Origin of the sequence: Paraburkholderia phytofirmans OLGA172, assembly GCF_001634365.1 — a bacterium.
In the GTDB taxonomy this organism is placed as follows: Bacteria; Pseudomonadota; Gammaproteobacteria; order Burkholderiales; family Burkholderiaceae; genus Paraburkholderia.
Window position 1 is genome coordinate 1,236,853 of the sequence record NZ_CP014579.1, and the last position, 19,524, is coordinate 1,256,376.

Below are 19,524 nucleotides of genomic sequence, written 5' to 3' on the forward strand. Positions count from 1 at the left end.
ATTTCCATTCATTTAAATAACGTTTACTGTCGTTCTGCTTGCGCGTGGCCGCAACGTGAAGGCCGTTCTGTCCGTCATGACTTGCCTGCTCCAGCGTGTTTCTTTCAAAGCAAATCACAGCGACGGATTTTTCCGGCTGCTGCGTTCAAGAAGAAACGCAGCCGCTTATGGCTTCGGCTCTTATGGGAGAAACCAGCATGACATCGACCAAACCGGTCCGCCTTCTGACTTCCGTGCTCGCTGCAGCGATCACGTGCGCCGCAGCGCTGACAGCTGCGCCCGCCTTCGCGCAGGCGGTGATCGTCGCGCCAATGGCGCCCCCGCCGCCGCGCGTCGAAGTGATGCCGGCGCCGCGTGCAGGCTACGTCTGGGATCAGGGACGCTGGCGCTGGGACCACGGCCGTTATGTGTGGGTGCCGGGCCACTGGCGGCCGGTTCGTGCCGGCTATCGCTGGGTGCCGGGGCATTGGGTGCAGCGCGGCCCGCACTGGCGCTGGGTCGAAGGGCATTGGGCCTGAACGTTGAGCATCGTGGCTCGCCTGGGCGCGCTTCGGCCCGCCTGGGTACGCTTTGCAACCCAACCGGACAGGTTCCTATGAAAACGCTTGTGATCATTCTGCTGGCGGCCACGCTCGCCGGCTGTGTCGTCTACCCGGCGCACCCGGCCTATTATCGACCGCCAGTCGTCGTATATTGATTGCAATGTACGTTGCAATCTATCCGGTGCGCGCCGTTCGAACCGTTGCGCGCACAACCAATCGATCCGCGCTTCGCATTTTGCGCGCGCTGTGGAGCCGCATGCCTTGAGCGAACGCGATCCCGATGCGGAACTGCTGGCGGGAGTTGCCCGGCAAGACCCGGCCGCCGTCCGCTCGCTCGTCGCGCGCAAGTTGCCGCGTCTGCTCGCGCTCGCCACGCGCATGCTGGGGGATCGCATGGAAGCGGAAGATGTGGCGCAGGAGGTCTTCGTGCGGATCTGGAAACAGGCGTCGCGCTGGCGGGAAGGTGAGGCGAAGGTCGATACGTGGGTGCATCGCGTGGCGCTCAATCTTTGTTATGACCGGTTGCGCGGCCGCCGCGAAGTTCCGCACGACGACATGCCCGATGAGGTCGACCCCGCCGCATTGCCCGACGCCACCCTCGAAGCGCGCGCCCAGGACGAGCGCGTTCGCGAGGCGCTCGCCGCATTACCGGCGCGACAGCGCGAGGCAGTCGTGCTCAATTACTACCAGGAGATGTCGAACATCGACGCTGCCGCCCTGATGGGCATTACGGTCGATGCGTTGGAAAGTCTGCTGGCACGCGCGCGCCGCAATCTGCGCGCCCAACTGGCCGGCAGCGGCCTTAGCAAGGACAAGTCATGACGCCCGAAAGATTTCATCAGATCGTCGAAGCCTATGGCGCCGATCCGCACCGCTGGCCGCAGCAGGAACGCGCAGCGGCGGAGGCGTGGGCCGCGGCGCATCGTGTCGAGGCCGATACGGCGTTGGCGGACGCGGTCGGCATCGACGCATGGCTGGCGGCCGATAAGCTCGAGCCGCCGGGCGCGGCGTTGCAGCAGCGCATCATTGGCAGCGCACCGGGACGGCGGCCCATAGCGCCGCGCCGGCGCTTGTGGTGGTCGGGCGCGGCGGTGGCAGGCGTCGGCTTGCTGGGTGGCGTGGCCGGCGCTTTTGCGGTGTCGTTTTTCGTTTTGACGGGGGCGGTTCCGCCAGTGCATGAGTTCTCTTATTTAACTTCGAGCTTCGGCGGTTCATCCGCCGATTGGAGCGGCGAATGAACGGCCGGTCATGGAAAATCGTGCTGGTGGCTTCGCTGGTGCTCAACGTGTTCCTGCTGGGTGCGATTGTCGGTGGTACTTATCAATGGTTCGCGGCGCATGGTGCGATGACCCCGGTGCTGGCGCAGCAGCGCACGGCGCTGCGCTTCGCCGCCGAAACGCTGCCCGCCGGGCGTCAGCAGGCCTTCATCGACGGCTTGAAGAATGCGCGCCGCGAGGGCCGGCAGTTTGCCCGCGAGGGCCGCGAAGGGCGTCATGAAGTGTTGCGGCTGCTCGCCGCGCCGCAGTTCGATCGCGCGGCACTGGATGCAGCGCTGGCCCGCACGCGTGAAGCCGACAGCAGCTTGCGCGCGCAAGTGGAAGGCAGTGTGGCGGATTTTGCGGCGACGCTGTCGCCCGAGGAGCGCGTCGCATTCGCCGACAGCCTGAAGCTGCGCGGCCAGTGGCGTGAACCGCAACCGGCCGCCAATGCGAACAAGCCGCCGCAACCGGCCGCGTCGCTGCCAGCCGTGAGTGACGCTTCGGGCGAGTAAAGAATTCTGCGCGGACGCGACGGATTTGATCGTGGCGGCCGTTTAAGAAATATCCAACGCCGAAGAGGACGGTATGGCTATCTCACCGAACATGAATGCCGCGGCAATTGCGCTGAACCGCTTCGGTCTTGGCGCGCGTGCCGACGACACGCCGCCCGCCGACCCGAAGGGCTGGCTGCTCGCACAGTTCGAGCAGTATCAGCCGCGGCCTGCCGCATGGGCGAGCCAGCCCGATTCGGTGGCGCTGTCCACCGAGCTGGTACAGCAGCGCATGCAACTGAACCAGCTGAACCGGCAAAGTCAGCAGAATCAGCAGAACGTCAGCGAAGGCGCGATCGCCAATCGGGCGAATGCGCAGGCAAGCACGCAAACCACGGGACAAGCCAGCGCGCGAACCACCGAACAAGCTAACGCGCAAACCACCGGACAAGCCAACACGCAAACCACCGGACAAGGTGCAACCGAAACCACCGCCCAAACCGCTAAGCAAGCCGAACGAAAAGCGTTGCGCGGAGAAATTCTCGACATGTACCGTTCCGCGGTGAACGCGCGTGTCACAAGCGCGCTGACCACGCAGACGCCTTTCATCGAACGGCTGGTCCATTTCTGGGCGAACCACTTCGCGGTATCCACGGAAAAGCCCGGCGTTGCGGCACTGGCCGGCTCATTCGAAGCGGAAGCGATCCGCCCGCACGTGCTCGGGCGTTTCGAAGACATGCTGGTCGCGGTCGAACGTCATCCGGCCATGCAGTTGTTTCTCGATCAGACGCGCTCGGTCGGACCGGACAGCGTGGCGGCCATGCGCGCAGCGGAGCGCAATCCGAACGTCAAACGCGGGCTGAATGAGAATCTGGCGCGCGAAATCATGGAGCTGCACACGCTTGGCGTGCGCAGCGGCTACAGCCAGGACGACGTCACCGAATTCGCCCGCGCGCTGACCGGCTGGAGTCTCGCCGGCAATCCTGGCAATCCGCGCAATCCGGGTAATGCGGCCCGGCCGGGTATGCAGCCCAACGCCGCCCCTGGCACTTTCGTGTTTCGCGTCGCACTGCACGAGCCGGGCTCGCGAACCATCATGGGCCGCCGCTACGACCAGCCGGGAGAAGAACAGGCGCTGGCGATCCTGCACGACCTCGCGAACTCACCGGCAACGGCGCAGCACATCGGCGGCAAGCTCGCCCGTCACTTCGTCGCGGACAATCCGCCGCCTGAAGTGAGCGAGCGGTTGGCGAACGCGTTCGAGCGCAGCGGCGGCGATCTGCCGACCGTGTACCGGACGCTGATCGACATGCCACAGGCGTGGTCGCCGGTCGCCGTGAAGTTCAAGACGCCGTGGGAATGGACCATTTCTTCGATGCGCGGGCTCGGCTGGCAGGACATCGGCAACCTGCAGGCCGCGCCCATCCTGACGCAACTCGGCCAGCCCGTATGGCGCCCAGGTTCGCCCGCCGGTTACGACGACATTGCCGCGAGCTGGGCGGCGCCCGATGCGCTTGTGCGCCGGGTCGAAGTGGCGCAGCGCTTCGCGTCGCGTGTCGGTGACCGGCTCGACGCTCGCTCGCTCGGCCAGACCCTGCTGGCCGGGTCGCTCAGCGCGCCGACCGCCACGGCTGTGTCGCGTGCCGAAAGCGCGTCGACGGCGATTGCGCTGCTGCTGGTCTCGCCGGATTTTCAACGGAGATGAATGCCATGCTTTCACGCCGCAAGTTTTTGAGCATTGCCGCCGCAGGCGCGGGCGCGATTCTCGTGTCGCCGCAGATCGCTTTTGCAAGCGTCGCAACCGATCGCCGTTTCGTGTTCGTGATCCAGCGCGGCGCGGCCGACGGCCTGAACATCGTCGTGCCATACGCCGAGCCCGCCTACGCGACACTGCGCGGTGCGCTTGCGATCGATGCCTCCAGCGCGACCAGGCTCGACGGCACTTTCGCGCTGCATCCCTCGCTTGTGCAGACCGCCGCGATGTATGCGAATCATCAGGCGCTGTTCGTCCACGCGGTGGCGTCGCCGTATCGCGACCGCTCGCACTTCGACGGGCAGAACGTGCTGGAGACCGGCGGCACGTCGCCCTATCAGATGAAGGACGGCTGGCTGAACCGGCTCGTCGCCTCGATGCCCACCACCCGCGAGAACGCGATCGCCTTCGCGCCGACCGTGCCCATGGCGCTGCGCGGCAAGGCGGCGGTGGCGTCGTACGCACCCTCGGGCTTGCCGCAGGCGCCAGACGATCTGCTGATGCGGGTCGCGCAACTGTACGACCAGGATGTGCAATTGCGGCCGCTATGGGAGTCGGCCATGACCGCGCGCGGGCTCGCGGGCGACGCCGGTGCGCGCCAGGACCCCGCGAGCCTCGGCAAGCTCGCCGCCGGTTTTCTGTCACGAGACGACGGTCCGCGTATCGCGATGATCGAAACCAGTGGCTGGGACACGCATACGGCGCAGAACGCGCGTCTTGCCAATCAGTTAAAAGCGCTCGACACGATGCTCGCGGCATTGCGCGACGGCATGGGCCCATTGTGGAACAAGACCACCGTGGTGGTGGCAACCGAGTTTGGCAGAACCGCCGCCGCCAATGGCACGGGGGGCACCGATCATGGCACCGGCTCGGTGGCGATGGTGCTGGGCGGATCAGTAGTGGGCGGACGCGTACTCGCCGACTGGCCCGGCCTGAAACCGGGCGACCTTTACGAAGCGCGCGATCTCAAGCCGACCCTGTCGCTGGATGCGCTGATTGCCGGCGCCGCCAGCGAAAGCCTGGGACTCGATCCGCAGCGTACGGCCGCCACGCTGTTCGGCCAGACCGCGGGCATGCGCCCGATAACGGGGCTCGTGCGCGCGTAACAAGATCGGGACGACAGGCGCCGCCGCAGATTGGCTCTTGCGGCGCTACCTATCGCAACCTGTCGTCATTGATCAATCGTCAAGCGCGATCAACCCCCTCCGCCGCCCTGCGTGCCGAGCGTCAGCTTGTTGTTCACCGATTTCACGCCTGCAACGCCCTTGGCTATTTCCTCAGCTTGCGGGATCTGCGCGCCATCGGGCACCGTTCCAGTCAACGTCACCGCGCCGCCGCGCGCCCGGACAAACACGTTCGACACATCGAAACCCTGCGCTCTCGCCAAAGCCTTGCGCACGTCCAGACCCAACTTGCGGTCCATCTTCTTGACGACTTTAGGATTGGTAGACGGCGCCTCCATGCTGCCCGACGCCATCGCATCGCTCGACTGGGCATAGGCACTGGACGCAGTCGCCACACACAATGCGATGCCGAGCGCCTTCAATAGATTGATTGTTTTCACGTTTTCTCCATTCCTCGAAAAGTTGATTCCGCATCGTTGCATGCAAAAAACCACGCGCCTGCGAACACTTTGCCGCCCGCATGGAGCCCTCGGTCTTGTAGAAGAGTGAGGTCGTGAAGCTCCCAGCGCGCTTAAACAATACTCCAGCAAACGCGTGAGTGTTGAAAAAACTGACCTGGCCGCACGTCGCTCCATTCGCCGAGCATGGCGGTCAATGTCGGCGGCCCTCATTCAAGTTCTCGGAGGAATTCCTGCTCGAAGAAGCGCGGCCACGCCTGATCGACGTGGTGACCCAGCTGGAAAGCGCGCTTTCGCATTCAGGCATTACGGCATCGAGCGAGCAGTGGCGTTCAGAACCATTGAGGCGCCATCGAGAGCGTCGTATCGTCGAGGCCGCGCAGTGTCGAAAGCATCAGCGAGACGCGCGGCAATTCCCAACGGAAGAACCACTGACACGCGTGCAGCTTGCCGCGATAGAAGTCACAGTCGGCTTCGCTTTTCGCCTCCGGTAGCGCAGCGCTCGCAACGATTGCTTGCCGCAACCATGTCCACGCAATCACGATATGGCCGAACGCTTCGAGAAAAGCATTCGCGTTGGCGAGCGCGCGTTCGCTTTCGCTAGCCAGTGTGGGCAATAACGCTTCGACCGTGCCGGTCAATTCGCTCCATGCCTTGCTGAGCGAATCGGCATGCACTTGCAGCGCCGGACGAACTCGGGCCGATTCAATGCTGTGCTGAATTTCACGCCCCAACAGCTTGAGCGCGGCGCCTTGTTTCATCACGACTTTGCGGCCGAGCAAATCCAGCGCCTGGATACCGTGCGTGCCTTCGTGAATCATGTTCAGGCGATTGTCGCGGTAGAACTGCTCGACCGGATATTCGCGCGTATAGCCGTAACCGCCGTGAATCTGGATCGCCAGACTATTCGCTTCGAGGCACCACTGCGACGGCCACGACTTCACCACGGGCGTCAGCAGATCGAGCAGCAGGCCCGCTTCGGCGCGTGCGGTGTCGCTCTCGCCGGTGTTCTGTTCGTCGACGAGGCGCGCCGCGTACAGGCACAACGCGTAGGCGCCTTCCACATAGGCCTTTTGTGCGAGCAGCATGCGGCGCACGTCGGCATGTTCGATCAGCGGCAATTGCGGATCGAGCGGGTTCTTGTTATCCGGGCGCCGCCCTTGCGGCCTTTCGCGTGCGTAATCGAGCGACGCCAGATAACCGCGATAGCCGAGCATGACCGCACCGAGGCCGACGCCGATGCGCGCCTCGTTCATCATATGGAACATGTAGGCGAGACCGTGATGCGGTTCGCCCACCAGCTCGCCGATGCATTCGCCGCGTTCGCCGAACGACAGCATCGTTGACGTGGTGCCACGCCAGCCCATCTTGTGAATCAATCCCGCGAGCGCGACGTCGTTGCGTGCGCCGAGGCTGCCGTCGTCGTTGACGTGGAATTTCGGCACCGTGAAGAGCGAGATGCCTTTGACGCCCGGCGCCCCGCCGGGAATGCGTGCCAGCACCAGGTGAACGATGTTCTCGCTCAGTTCGTGGTCGCCGCCCGAAATAAAAATCTTGTTGCCGCGGATCGAATAGGTGCCGTCTTCGTTGGGCGTCGCACTGGTGACGAGATCCGAGAGGCTCGAGCCCGCCTGCGGCTCGGTGAGCGCCATTGTGCCGAATGCGCGGCCTTCGAATAAGGCCTGCGAATACTTTCGCTTCTGCGCGGCGCTGCCGAAACGTTCGATTACGTTCGCGTTCGCCGTGGTCAGCATCGCGTAAGACGAGGTGGCAATGTTGGCGCTCTTGAACAGCGACAGGCACGCAAAGGAAATCACCGAGGGCAACTGCATGCCGCCCATTTCGTAGTCTTTGCCCGCGGCGAGGAAGCCGGCGGAACGGAACGCGTCGAGCGCGCCCTTGACCTCGGCGGGCATCGTCACGCGTTGACCGTCGAATTGCGGTTCGTGTTCGTCCGAGAGGCGGTTGTGCGTCGCGAATTTTTCGACAGCGACCGCATGAGCCGTTTCGAGTGCCGCGGTGAAGGTCTCGCGGCTGTGGTCGGCGTGGCGCGCGCGCTGCGTGAGCGTCTCGGCCTCGAGCACTTCGAACAGCTGGAACTCCAGATCACGCGAGTTGATGATCAGCGCATCTTGCATGGGAGAAGACCTGTCTAAAGGTGAGCCGCTATGCAGAACAACTATGCGACAAGCGGGGAAATCCACGAAATCGCATAGACGCGGCTTGATTGAAAAGTGCGGCATTCGGGTAAGCCCCAATGACCCGCCTATCGACGATGCGTGTTAGTTTAAAGCAAAAGTGAATGAGCGTGCTTTTATTTACACGGCGAATTTCGGCACGTATGATGGTCAGAAAATCTGGAATTTAAATCTGCATTGCAGAACAATTTGGAGGAGCGGTGTAATGTCTGTGAAAGACCTGTTTCAACTGGACGGCAAGGTTGCACTGATCACCGGAGGCTCTCGCGGGCTAGGCCTGCAAATGGCCGAGGCGTTAGGGGAAATGGGCTGCCGCGTGGCGATCACCGCGCGCAAGGCCGACGAACTCGCCGAGGCGAAAACGCATCTGCAAGGCCGGGGTATCGAGGTGCAGACGGTGGTCAACGATCTGCAGCGCTTCGAGGGCATTCCCGGTCTCGTGGATGAAGTGCTCGACGTGCATGGCCGCGTCGACATTCTCGTGAACAACGCGGGCGCGACGTGGGGCGCACCGGCCGAGGACTATCCCGACGAAGCGTGGCACAAGGTGATGAACCTGAATGTCCATGCACCGTTTTTCGTCGCTCGCGAAGTCGGCAAACGCAGCATGATCCCGCGCCGTGCCGGCAAGATCGTCAACATCGCTTCGGTGGCGGGTCTGAAGGGTTCGCCGCCCGGCATGAACACGATTGCGTACAACACGTCCAAGGCCGCGGCGATCAACTTCACGCGGGCGCTCGCGGCGGAATGGGGCAAGTACAACATCAACGTCAATGCGATCTGCCCGGGTTTTTTCCCCTCGAAGATGTCGGCAGGCTTGCTCGACAAACTCGAAAGCGCCATCGTCTCGCACACGCCTTTGCAGCGTCTTGGCGGCGACGAGGACCTCAAAGGCCCGGTCGTGTTCCTCGCAAGTGAAGCGTCGCGGCACATCACAGGCCAGTATTTCGCGGTGGACGGCGGCGCGATCATCGTCTGACTGAGCGGTTTGGAGGCGCAGCGCGAGGGGCGCGGCGCGCTGCGCTCACGTACGCAATGGCAATTATCTTGCATGGGATCGGAGTCGGGGCTTTGCATGGGATCGGAGTAGGCGCTATGGGGCAGGAGTAAGCGCTAAAGCGCCAACTCCTGCCGACACGCCAACTCCGATCGACAGAGCTTTGCATGGGACCAGAGTAGGCGCTAAAGCGCCAACTCCGATCGACAAAGGAGACGCCGCATGGATTTTCAGCATTCGGACAAGGTCAAAAGTTTGCAGCAGCGCCTGAACGCTTTCATGGACGAGTACGTGTATCCGGCCGAGGCGGTTTTCGAAGCGCAGATGGACGCCGCGCGTGAATCCGGCAACCGGTGGCAACCCGCGCCGGTGATCGAGGAATTGAAACAGAAAGCGAAGGCCGTGGGCTTGTGGAACCTGTTCCTGCCCGAGTCGAAATACGGTGCGGGGCTCACCAACCTCGAATACGCGCCGCTGTGCGAAATCATGGGGCGCTCGCATATCGGCGCGGAGCCGTTCAACTGCTCGGCGCCGGACACCGGCAACATGGAGACGCTGGTGCGTTACGCCACGCCCGAGCAGCAACAGCAATGGCTGCTGCCGCTGCTTGACGGCACGATCCGCTCGGCCTTTGCAATGACGGAGCCGGAAGTGGCCTCGTCGGACGCAACCAATATCGAAGCGCGCATTGAACGCGACGGCGACGACTACATCCTGAACGGCCGCAAATGGTGGACCTCGGGCGCGAACGATCCGCGCTGCAAGATCCTCATCTTCATGGGCAAGTCTAGTCCGGATCACACGAACCGGCATCAGCAGCAGTCGATGATTCTCGTGCCAACGGATACGCCGGGTGTGAAAGTGCTGCGTCATCTGCCGGTATTCGGTTACGACGACGCCCCGCACGGACATGCCGAAATCCTGTTTGAAAACGTACGGGTGCCGGCCAGCAACATGCTGCTCGGCGAGGGCCGCGGTTTCGAGATCGCGCAAGGTCGGCTCGGACCGGGTCGCATCCATCACTGCATGCGTTTGATCGGACGCGCCGAGCGCGCGCTTGAGGCGATGTGCCGGCGCTCGCTGGAGCGCGTAGCGTTTGGCCGGCCAATCGCCGATCAGGGCGTCACGCGTGAACGGATCGCGAATGCACGCATCATGATCGACCAGACACGTTTTCTGGTGCTGAACGCAGCGCACAAAATGGATACGGTCGGCAATAAAGACGCGCGTCAGGAGATCGCCATGATCAAGGTGGCCGCACCCAGCATGGCGTGCCAGGTGATCGACTGGGCCATGCAGGTGCATGGCGGTGGCGCGGTCAGCGACGACTTCGGCCTCGCCCGCGCGTATGCGAGTTCGCGCACGCTGCGTTTTGCGGATGGGCCCGACGAAGTGCACCGTAACGCTATCGCGAAGATGGAGCTTGGGCGCTACCTCGGGCGCTCGTGAACGACCTGACTCCCGTGATTCCCTTGGTTCCCTTGGGTCCGTTGGGTCCGTTGGGTCAATAGCCAGCCGCGTCCGTCACGCGGCGGACGCAAACGAAGCGTGCACCACCCGTGTGAAACGCGCACAGAAAGTAAGGCAGGAGACGCCGATGAATGAACGCCATCACCCGAATTGGCCGCCGCAAGTGCCAAAGCACCTGACGCTGCCCGAAACCAACATTTTCTATAACGCCGAAGTGTCGGCGGCGCGCTTTCCCGAGAAGCCGTTCATCGTCTTCTACGACACACCGGTGACGTTCGCCGAGTTCAAAGACGAAGCCGAGCGCATCGCGGGATTTCTTCAGCAGGAATGCCACGTCAAGGCGGGCGACCGCGTGCTGCTTTACATGCAGAACAGCCCGCAATGGATCATCGCTTACTACGGGATCCTGCGTGCGAATGCTGTGGTGGTGCCGGTCAATCCGATGAACATGAGCGGTGAACTGGCGCATTACGTCGAGGACAGCGGGGCGACCACGATCATCGCGCCGCAATGCCTGTTCGCGAACGTCGAGCCGCTGATCGGCAACGCGCCGGGGCAGGGTATCGCGCACGTAATCGTCGCGACGTATAGCGATTACCTGAAGCGGCCATCGCCGATTCCCGTGCCCGAATTCGTGGCGGCGCCGCGCAAGACCTTCAATATTCCCGGCGTCACGCCCTGGCGCGAAGTACTCGAACGGCATGTCGCGCCAGGTCCGCTCACCACCGGTCCGGACGATCTGTGCGTCATGCCCTACACGTCAGGCACCACCGGCAAGCCGAAGGGCTGCATGCACACACACCGCAGCGTGATGAGCACGCTGCTCGGCGGCTGCGCCTGGTTCTCGGCGCCGTCGGATGGTGTGTTTCTATCGGTGTTGCCGTTCTTTCACGTGACCGGCATGCAAGGCGGCATGAACAGTGCGATCTATTCCGGTGCAACGATTGTCGTGTTGCCGCGCTGGGATCGAGAAGCGGCGGCGCTATGCATGCAGAAATATCGCGTCACCGCTTGGCAGTCGATCACGGCGATGATGGTCGACTTTCTGTCGAACCCGAAGCTCGGCGACTATGATCTGTCGAGCCTGTCAGGCGCGCGCGGCGGTGGCGCGGCAATGCCGGACGCCATTGCCAGAAAGCTCAAATCGCTGACAGGGCTCGATTACGTCGAAGGCTACGGCATGTCCGAGACGATTGCCGGCACGCACATCAATCCGCCGCATCGGCCGAAACCGCAATGTCTCGGCATTCCGGTGTTCGACGTGGACTCGCGCGTGATCGATCCGGTCACGCTGCAGGAACTCCCGCAAGGCGAAACCGGCGAGATCATCGTGAACGCGCCCCAGGTGATGCAAGGCTACTGGCGCAATCCCAAGGCGACCGAAGAAGCGTTTATCGAACTCGACGGCAAGCGCTTTCTGCGTACCGGCGACCTCGGTCATATCGACGAGGACGGGTATTTTTTCATGACGGACCGCCTCAAGCGCATGATCAATGCCTCAGGCTACAAGGTCTGGCCCGCGGAAGTCGAGGCGCTCATGTACCGGCATCCCGCGATTTACGAGGTGTGCGTGATCGGCGTGAAGGACGCGAAGCGCGGCGAAACCGTCAAGGCGCTGGTGGTGCCCGCTGCGGCGCAAGCCGGCACGATCAGCGAGCAGGAAATCATCGACTGGTCGCACGCACAGATGGCGTCTTACAAGGCCCCGCGCATTGTCGAGTTCGTGACATCGCTGCCGAAGTCGGGCAGCGGCAAGATTCTGTGGCGCAAGTTGCAGGAAGAGGATGCGGCACGCACGGCCGCAACCATCGAGGGCAACGGCAGCAACGGCAACAATGACAGCACAGGAGGCGCCTCGTCATGACATGGCTCGAAGCTTTACTGGACGAACCGTTCGTCTGCATCACCGACATGCTCCATCGTTTCGCTAAAGAGCGCGCTGAGCACGCGGCGTTGATCTGCGACGGCGAGGTCGTGACTTACGCCGCGCTGAATGCACGAGTCGATCGCTTTGCCGCTGCATTGCAGCGCGACGGCATCAGGCCTTGCGATGCGATTGCGTTGTGCGCGGCCGCCTCGGTGGAATACGCCGTGGCGTTTCTCGGCGCCCTGCGGGCGGGGGCGGTGGTGGCGCCGCTCGCGCCGTCGTCGAGCGCGGCGAGTCTCGTCGGCATGATCGGCAACTCGAGCGCACGGCTGCTGTTTCTCGACGCCGACGTCAAGCGTCTGCTCGAACCGGTGGCCGCGGAGATCAGCGCAATTCCCGTCGCGCTCGATGCGCACTCGGGCAGCACTGCGCTGGAAGCGTGGCTCGCGCCCGAGGGCGCAACGCCTGAAGCTGTGACGATCGATCCGGCGTGGCCGTTCAACATCATATATTCGTCTGGCACCACGGGTACGCCCAAAGGCATCGTGCAGTCGCACGGCATGCGCTGGGCCTATGCGGTGCGCAGCATTCAGCGCGGTTATGGCCCTGACGCCGCGACGCTGATCTCCACACCGTTGTATTCGAACACGACGCTCGTGAGTTTCATGCCGGCGCTGACATTCGGCGGCACGGTCGTGTTGATGCCGAAATTCGACGCCGCACGCTATCTCGATCTGGCACAACAGTACCGCGTCACGCACACGATGCTGGTGCCGGTCCAGTATCAGCGCCTGATGGCGCATCCGGACTTCGACCGTTATGACCTCTCCAGCTTCCAGGCCAAGTTCTGCACGAGCGCGCCGTTCGCGGCGAGCGTGAAGGCGGACGTGGTGCGCCGCTGGCCGGGCAAGCTCACCGAGTACTACGGCATGACCGAAGGCGGCGGCTCGTGCCAGCTGGAGGCCGACGAATTTCCCACCAAGCTGCATACGGTCGGCAAACCGGTCGAAGGCCACGATATCCGTCTGATCGACGAACTCGGCAACGAGGTGGCAGCGGGCGAGGTGGGCGAAATCGTCGGCCATTCGCCCGCGATGATGACCGGCTACTACCGTCAGCCGGACAAAACCGCCGAGGCGGAGTGGTACGACCCGAGCGGCAAGCGCTTCATCCGCACGGGCGATATGGGGCGCTTCGATTCCGACGGGTTTTTGACGCTGCTCGATCGCAAGAAGGACATGATCATTTCGGGCGGCTTCAACGTCTATCCGAGCGACCTGGAGGCTGAATTGCGTTCGCACCCGGACGTCGCGGATGTGGCCGTGGTGGGTGCGCAGTCGGAGCAATGGGGCGAGACACCGGTTGCGTTCGTGGTGCGCCAGGCCAATGCATCGATCGAGGTTGACACGCTGCTGGCGTGGGTCAATGCGCGGCTGGGAAAAATGCAGCGGCTCGCCGCGCTGACTTTCATCGATACTTTGCCGCGCAGTCCGATCGGCAAGGTGCTGAAGCGGGAGTTGCGCGAGCAGTACTATCCCGCCGCGCGCTAATGCGGTGAACAGCGCGGCGTAACAACGCGCTACGACGCCTGACTGAATACACCAACTGGCAATGGGACAAGGCATGGACAATTTTGAAGGAAAGGTCGCGGTGATCACCGGCGCCGGCTCCGGATTCGGCCGCGAGTTCGCACGGCTCGGCGCGAAGCTGGGCATGCGCCTCGTACTTGCCGACGTGCAACAGGACGCACTCGACGAAACGTTCGCCGAGGTGAGCGCCGCCGGCGCGCAAGGAATCGCGCGCCGCGTCGATGTCGCGAAGGGCGAGGAAATCGACGCACTGGCGCGCGCCACACTCGACGCCTACGGCGGCGTGCATCTGGTGTTCAACAATGCGGGCGTGGGTGGCAGCGGTGGCCTCGTGTGGGAGAGCACCGAGCGCGACTGGCAATGGCTGCTCGGCGTCAACCTGTGGGGCGTGATTCACGGCGTGCGGGTTTTCACACCGCTGATGCTCGACGCCGCCAAACGCGATGCGGGATATCGCGGGCACATCGTCAACACGGCTTCGATGGCGGGCATGCTCAATCCGCCCATGATGGGTCCGTACAACGTGTCGAAACATGCGGTAGTGTCGCTGACTGAATCGCTGTATCAGGATCTTTCGCTGGTCACGCAGCAGGTGGCGTGCTCAGTGCTATGCCCGTACTTCGTGCCGACCGGGATTGCGAAGGCATATCGCAACCGGCCGTCCGAACTGACCAACGATGCACCGCCGACCTTGTCGCAACGTGTGTCGCGAGCGCTGAGCGAAAAGGCGGTGAGTTCGGGGAAGGTGAGTGCGCAAGAGATTGCGGGGAGGGTGTTCGATGCGATCCGCGAAGAGCAGTTCTATATCTTTTCGCATCCGCACGTGCTTGGCGCCGTGAAAACGCGCGCTGAGGACATCGTCATGCCGCGAAATCCGACCGATCCGTTTGCCGAGCGGCCTGAAGTGCGTGTGCAGATTATTGAGGCGTTAAAGGGGTAGAGTGGGGGTAGAGTGGGGGTAGAGTGGGGGTAGAGTGCGAATCGCACAATCCGGCCGGTTCGTTTGCCGGGCGGCCGGAGAGACGCGAGCACATTATCGAATGCGTTGAAGAGAAAAACGTGAGTTGGCGTAGCCAGCCGAGTTGGAATGCGCGAAGCGCCATGGAAACCATGGCGCCTTTTTACGTCTCTATCACATCGTTACTTCGCTGCTGTCAGCGAACTCAACTCCGCCGACTTCAACTGTCCACCCTGAACCACCGCCGCCAGCGGATTGCCGATCACGAAGCCACCGTGATCGTCGATGCCGGTCACACTTTGCGGATTGGCCTGCGGCGGCAGCGCCTTCACGGCCTTGTCGAACTGATTGCGGATCGCGGTCGCGTCGCTGACGCTGCCGGCCAGCTTCATCGCGAGTGCCGTCGCGTAGACCGCGGTGTAGTTCAGCGATACCTCCTGGCTCGGTTCCCGGCCGCCGTGGCTCTTGCGGAATCGTTCCACAAACGCTTTGGCGTTCGGCGTCTCATCGTTGACCAACGGCAATACCCCGATCGCGCCGTTCAGCTGCGCATAGCCACCGGTGACCTTGGCCACTTCGTCGAGCTTGGCCTGGTCCATTACGATAAAGCCGCCCTTGAAGCCCAGCTCGCGCGCCTGCTGCGCAATCAGGCCGGTCGGTTCGGACGGCCCGCCAATGAACAGCACATCGGGCTTGGCTGCCAGCACGCGGCTCACGCCGCTGTAGAAATCGGTGGCGCGGTTATACGACATCGAATTGTCCGCGACGATCGTGCCGCCGGCCGCTTCCCACGCTGGTTTGAATGCGGCGACCCAGACCTTGCCGTAGTCGGTATCGGTGGCGGCGAGCGCAACCTTCTTGCCGTACGTCGTCATTTCGTACTTGATGAACGAGTTCAGATACGACGTGAACGCGGGCGGAATGCGCACCGTGAGCTTGTTGCCGCGCTCGCTGATCTGCGGCACGCTGGTGTACGAGAGCAGCAGCAATTTCTGCTGCTCGTTACTGGTCTGCACCGCGAAGCCGCCGCCCGAATGCGGCACCAGCACCACGGTGGCCTGCTGTTCCTGCGCGAGACGACGCGCGTTGATCGCGGTTTCGGCGGGGTTGTACTTGTCGTCGAGCGGCACGATCTCGAGCTTGATCTTCTTGCCAGCCACTTCGATGCCAGCCTGATTGACGTCGGCGGCCGCCATCTGCATGCCGTCGAGCACTTCCTGGCCGTACTTCGCCGCGCCGCCGCTCAATGGACCGGAGTAGCCGATATGCACCACCTGTTGCGCCATCGCGGCGCCCGCGCCCAGCAGTGCAGTCGTGGCGACAGCCGCACACAGGCTAGTCCGTGCGCACAAGCGTTTGATCGTCATACATGTCTCCTTTGGGATTGTTCGAATGGGCCGACGCTTATGGTCATGCGTCAGGTTGTTCAGGGTCACGCGTCAGGCCGTGCCTCAATTTCGCTTAGCCGCCGACATAAGCGCGCCGGATCGCTTCGTTGTTCATCAGACTCGCGTGATCGCCTTCGAGCACGATGCGGCCGTTTTCGATCACGTAGGCACGGTGCGCGATTTTCAGTGCCGCAAACGCGTTCTGTTCGGCGAGCAGCACCGTCGTGCCCGCGCGATTGATCTGCTGGATCACCTCGAACACCTGCTTGACCACCAGCGGTGCGAGACCGAGCGAAGGTTCGTCGAGCAGCAGCACCTTCGGCCGGGCCATCATTGCGCGGCCGATCGCCACCATCTGCTGCTGTCCACCGGACAGCGAGCCCGCCGGATGGTCCTTGCGTTCGGCGAGAAGTGGGAAGAGCGCGAACACCTGGTCGAGATTGCGCTGATTGCCGGCCTTGTCGCCGCGATGCACATAGGCGCCAAGCGTGAGGTTCTTCAGCACCGACATACCCGGGAACAGCTTGCGGCCCTCGGGACATTGAATCACGCCACTGCGCACAATCTGCGCGGGCGTCATGCCGAGCAGCTCGCGCGTGCCCAGCCGCAGGCTGCCGCTCGCGGCACGCCGCAGGCCGCTCGTAGCAAGGAAGATCGAACTCTTGCCCGCGCCGTTGGCGCCGAGCAGCACCACCAGTTCGCCGTCGTCCGCGTGGAGATCGATGCCGTCCAGCGCACGGAAGCTGCCGTAATCGAGCGAGACGTTTTCAAACTTCAGCATGCTCGCTCCCGAGATAGGCGTCGATCACGGCCGGGTTCGCGCGAATCTCGGCAGGCGTGCCCTCGGCGATTTTCTTGCCGTAGTTCAGCACCATGATGCGGTCGGCGAGCTTCATGATCATGTTCATTTTGTGCTCCACAAGGCACACCGTCACCCCGTGCTTCACCAGTTTGCGGATCAGTTCGGCGAGACCTTCGGTCTCTTCGGGATTCACGCCGCCCGCGGGCTCGTCGAGCAGCATCAGGCTGGGAACAGTCGCAAGTGCGAGTGCCACCGCCGCGCGTTTGCGATCTTCCTGCGAAATGTCGCCGGCCATCCGTTCCGCCATCGCCGACAAGCCGACGAAATCCAGAGCCTCGCGTGCCTTCTCGCGGCAAATGCGTTCTTCCTGCTTGAGCCGTGCGGAATGGGTCAGCACGTCCCACAGCCCCGAGCGCGTGCGCAGCCGGTGGCCGACGATCAGGTTGTCGAGCACGCTGGCCCGGTCGAACAGCGCGGTGGATTGAAAGGTGCGTGCAACACCGAGGCGCGCCATCTGATCGGCGCCCAGCTTTGTCACATCCTGGCCTTTGAAGAGGATGCGTCCAGAGCTCGGCAGATGGGTGCCGCTGATCAGATTGAAGAAGGTGGTTTTACCCGCGCCGTTCGGCCCGATGATCGCGTTGATCTTGCCGGCTTCGATACGCGTGCTCACGTCGTCCACCGCGACGAGGCCGCCGAAGTGTTTGCTGAGCGAGTCGATTTCAAGCATGACGGTCTCCGCGCGTGGGCTGCGACTGGCGCGCAATAATGCCGCTGTTCGGCGTTGCAAGTTTCGCGCGCCGGTTCTTTCTTGCCATATGCAAACCGACGATACCGTTTGGCAGAAAGATCACCAGCAGAATCAGGATCGGGCCAAACACGACGAAGCGGTACGCCTGCAGAAACTGCAGATACTGCGTGAGCCATGGTACGGCGAGCGCGCCGAGCAGCGGGCCGGCGAGGGTGCCGATGCCGCCCACCAGCATGTACATGGTCATGTCGAAGGTGTGCTCGACGCCGGCGAGATCCGGTCCGAGAAAGCGCACGGAACCCGCATAGAGACCACCCGCGAACCCCGCATAGACAACCGACAGCACGAAGGCCAGCACCTTGTTACGCATCAGATTGATGCCGAGCGACTGCGCGAGGCCGTCGCTATTGCGGATCGCCATGAAGGTCCGGCCGAGCAGCGAGTTGACGATGCGATGCATCAGCCACACACCGACCACCAGAAATGCGAACACCAGGTAGTAGAGCGGTCGCGGATTTTCAAACGACACGATGCCGAAGCCCGCAGGCGCCGGGATGCCGACGATGTCCGAGACCCCGTGCGTGAGGCTGTCCCATTTCTCGATCACGAGAAACATGATGTAGCCGACGCAGAGCGTGAAAATAGTAAAGTAATGGCCGCGCAGACGCAGCGATACGAGGCCGACCAGCGCGCCCAGTATCGCGACAACCACGCCCGAGGCAACGAACGCGAGCCAGAACGGCACCTGATGGTCGACCGTCAGAATACCCACCGTGTACGCGCCCACCGCCATGAAGCTGCCATGTGCGAGATTGAACTGCCCCGTATAGCCGGTGATCAGATTCAGCCCGACGGTGGCCAGCGCGAAGACGTACGCAGTGGACATCACGGTGAGCATGTAGTCGTTGGTGGCCAGAAACGGAAACGCCAGACCGAGCACGAACAGCAGCGTCCACCCCGGCTTGCCCTCGAATAATTTCATGACTGATTTCACGATGTGCGCAGTTCCCTGGTGAACAGCCCCTGAGGACGAACCGACAGAATCACCACCAGCAGTACGAAGGCGATGATGTCCTTGTAGTCGGTCGAAATGTAGAACGCGCCGAAGCTCTCCGCCATGCCGATGATCAGGCCACCCACGATCGCGCCCGGCACGCTGCCCATGCCGCCGAGAATGATGATCACGAAGGCCTTCACGATCACCAGTTGGCCCATTGCCGGATAGACGAGGTTGATCGGCGCGTACAGCGTGGCCGCCACGGCGGCGAGAAGGCCCGAGATGCCGAAGGTCAGCACCGTCACCTTGTTGGCGTCGATACCCATCAGCGAGGCGCCGTCCCGGTCCTGCGCCATCGCGATGACGCTCGAGCCGATCACCGTGTATTTGAGGAAGAGTTGCAGAAGCACCACCAACGCGAACGCGGCCCCGATGATCAGCAAGCGCTGCAACGGCGCGGTCACGCCGCCCAGTTCGATGATCCCGGCGTAGGGCGTGGCCATGCGATGAAAGTCCGCGCCCCAGATTGCTTGCGCACCGGCTTCGAGAAACAGCAGAAGACCGATCGCGGCGATCATGGGATGCAATTCGGAAGATTTGCGCAGCGGATGGAACACCAGCCGCTCGGCGAGGATCGCGAGCACCGCGACCGCGAGGCCGGAGCCGATCATGGCGAGCCAGTAGTTCCAGCCAAGCCGGCTCATCAGGTAGAACGAGACGAACGCGCCGACCATATAGAACGCGCCGTGGGCGAAATTCGGCACCGCGAGAATGCCGTAGACCAGCGTGAGTCCGAGCGCAACGAGGCTGTAGATGCCGCCCAGCGTCAAGCCGTTGAGAAACTGCTGCAAAAACATATCCACGCTTTGACACCCTCCAA

18 protein-coding genes are annotated in these 19,524 nt (G+C 62.9%); 11 read left to right on the plus strand and 7 right to left on the minus strand.

Annotated features, from left to right (window positions below; translation table 11 throughout):
• Nucleotides 1-197 precede the first annotated feature (197 nt).
• From AYM40_RS25630 to AYM40_RS25655, 6 genes are all read left to right on the plus strand, one after another.
• The gene (locus tag AYM40_RS25630) at nucleotides 198-518 is read left to right on the plus strand and encodes a YXWGXW repeat-containing protein (protein ID WP_063500699.1); all 321 of its coding nucleotides are present in this window, start codon (nucleotides 198-200) and stop codon (nucleotides 516-518) included.
• A gap of 243 nt (nucleotides 519-761) precedes the next feature.
• Nucleotides 762-1,364 carry an RNA polymerase sigma factor gene (locus AYM40_RS25635; protein ID WP_082855498.1) on the plus strand — a complete coding sequence of 201 codons (603 nt, stop codon included), beginning with the start codon at nucleotides 762-764 and terminating at the stop codon, nucleotides 1,362-1,364.
• Nucleotides 1,361-1,780, plus strand: coding sequence for a hypothetical protein (locus AYM40_RS25640; protein ID WP_063498979.1), 420 nt, complete (start codon nucleotides 1,361-1,363; stop codon nucleotides 1,778-1,780). Before AYM40_RS25635 ends, AYM40_RS25640 begins: the two co-directional genes overlap by 4 nt.
• Nucleotides 1,777-2,313, plus strand: coding sequence for a periplasmic heavy metal sensor (locus AYM40_RS25645; RefSeq protein WP_063498980.1), 537 nt, complete (start codon nucleotides 1,777-1,779; stop codon nucleotides 2,311-2,313). The genes AYM40_RS25640 and AYM40_RS25645 overlap by 4 nt, the downstream gene beginning before the upstream one ends.
• Before the next feature lie 73 nt (nucleotides 2,314-2,386).
• Nucleotides 2,387-3,997 carry a DUF1800 domain-containing protein gene (locus tag AYM40_RS25650; protein ID WP_063498981.1) on the plus strand — a complete coding sequence of 537 codons (1,611 nt, stop codon included), beginning with the start codon at nucleotides 2,387-2,389 and terminating at the stop codon, nucleotides 3,995-3,997.
• A 5-nt stretch (nucleotides 3,998-4,002) separates the two neighbouring features.
• The gene (locus AYM40_RS25655; protein ID WP_063500701.1) at nucleotides 4,003-5,151 is read left to right on the plus strand and encodes a DUF1501 domain-containing protein; all 1,149 of its coding nucleotides are present in this window, start codon (nucleotides 4,003-4,005) and stop codon (nucleotides 5,149-5,151) included.
• Between the two features lie 89 nt (nucleotides 5,152-5,240).
• On the opposite strand, the gene AYM40_RS25660 is transcribed toward AYM40_RS25655, so the two are convergent.
• Nucleotides 5,241-5,609 carry a BON domain-containing protein gene (locus tag AYM40_RS25660; protein WP_063498982.1) on the minus strand — a complete coding sequence of 123 codons (369 nt, stop codon included), beginning with the start codon at nucleotides 5,607-5,609 and terminating at the stop codon, nucleotides 5,241-5,243.
• 350 nt (nucleotides 5,610-5,959) lie between these two features.
• Nucleotides 5,960-7,765, minus strand: a complete 1,806-nt coding sequence (locus tag AYM40_RS25665) for an acyl-CoA dehydrogenase (RefSeq protein WP_063498983.1) — start codon at nucleotides 7,763-7,765, stop codon at nucleotides 5,960-5,962.
• A gap of 265 nt (nucleotides 7,766-8,030) precedes the next feature.
• Here AYM40_RS25665 and AYM40_RS25670 point away from each other — a divergent pair, with 265 nt between their 5' ends.
• The 5 genes from AYM40_RS25670 (at nucleotide 8,031) to AYM40_RS25690 (ending at nucleotide 14,688) form a co-directional block, all read left to right on the plus strand.
• A complete protein-coding gene (locus tag AYM40_RS25670) occupies nucleotides 8,031-8,804 on the plus strand; it encodes an SDR family oxidoreductase (RefSeq protein ID WP_063498984.1) in 774 nt (257 codons plus the stop codon).
• A 240-nt stretch (nucleotides 8,805-9,044) separates the two neighbouring features.
• Nucleotides 9,045-10,271, plus strand: coding sequence for an acyl-CoA dehydrogenase family protein (locus tag AYM40_RS25675; protein ID WP_063498985.1), 1,227 nt, complete (start codon nucleotides 9,045-9,047; stop codon nucleotides 10,269-10,271).
• 148 nt (nucleotides 10,272-10,419) lie between these two features.
• The gene (locus AYM40_RS25680) at nucleotides 10,420-12,156 is read left to right on the plus strand and encodes a long-chain fatty acid--CoA ligase (RefSeq protein ID WP_063498986.1); all 1,737 of its coding nucleotides are present in this window, start codon (nucleotides 10,420-10,422) and stop codon (nucleotides 12,154-12,156) included.
• On the plus strand, nucleotides 12,153-13,709 hold the full coding sequence (locus tag AYM40_RS25685; RefSeq protein WP_063498987.1) for a class I adenylate-forming enzyme family protein: 1,557 nt from the start codon (nucleotides 12,153-12,155) through the stop codon (nucleotides 13,707-13,709). The genes AYM40_RS25680 and AYM40_RS25685 overlap by 4 nt, the downstream gene beginning before the upstream one ends.
• 73 nt (nucleotides 13,710-13,782) lie before the next feature.
• Nucleotides 13,783-14,688: an SDR family oxidoreductase gene (locus AYM40_RS25690; protein ID WP_063500702.1), complete on the plus strand. Its 906-nt coding sequence runs from the start codon at nucleotides 13,783-13,785 to the stop codon at nucleotides 14,686-14,688.
• A 200-nt stretch (nucleotides 14,689-14,888) separates the two neighbouring features.
• Here the strand turns inward: AYM40_RS25690 and AYM40_RS25695 are convergent, their stop codons facing one another.
• The 5 genes from AYM40_RS25695 to AYM40_RS25715 all read right to left on the minus strand — a co-directional run bounded on the left by AYM40_RS25695 (nucleotide 14,889) and on the right by AYM40_RS25715 (nucleotide 19,507).
• Nucleotides 14,889-16,073: an ABC transporter substrate-binding protein gene (locus AYM40_RS25695; protein WP_063498988.1), complete on the minus strand. Its 1,185-nt coding sequence runs from the start codon at nucleotides 16,071-16,073 to the stop codon at nucleotides 14,889-14,891.
• A gap of 94 nt (nucleotides 16,074-16,167) precedes the next feature.
• Entirely contained in the window at nucleotides 16,168-16,875 is a 708-nt protein-coding gene (locus AYM40_RS25700) for an ABC transporter ATP-binding protein (protein ID WP_063498989.1), read from the minus strand.
• On the minus strand, nucleotides 16,862-17,626 hold the full coding sequence (locus tag AYM40_RS25705) for an ABC transporter ATP-binding protein (protein WP_063498990.1): 765 nt from the start codon (nucleotides 17,624-17,626) through the stop codon (nucleotides 16,862-16,864). The genes AYM40_RS25700 and AYM40_RS25705 overlap by 14 nt, the downstream gene beginning before the upstream one ends.
• Nucleotides 17,619-18,629: a branched-chain amino acid ABC transporter permease gene (locus AYM40_RS25710; RefSeq protein WP_063498991.1), complete on the minus strand. Its 1,011-nt coding sequence runs from the start codon at nucleotides 18,627-18,629 to the stop codon at nucleotides 17,619-17,621. The genes AYM40_RS25705 and AYM40_RS25710 overlap by 8 nt, the downstream gene beginning before the upstream one ends.
• An 8-nt stretch (nucleotides 18,630-18,637) precedes the next feature.
• Nucleotides 18,638-19,507: a branched-chain amino acid ABC transporter permease gene (locus AYM40_RS25715; protein ID WP_063498992.1), complete on the minus strand. Its 870-nt coding sequence runs from the start codon at nucleotides 19,505-19,507 to the stop codon at nucleotides 18,638-18,640.
• Nucleotides 19,508-19,524 lie beyond the last annotated feature (17 nt).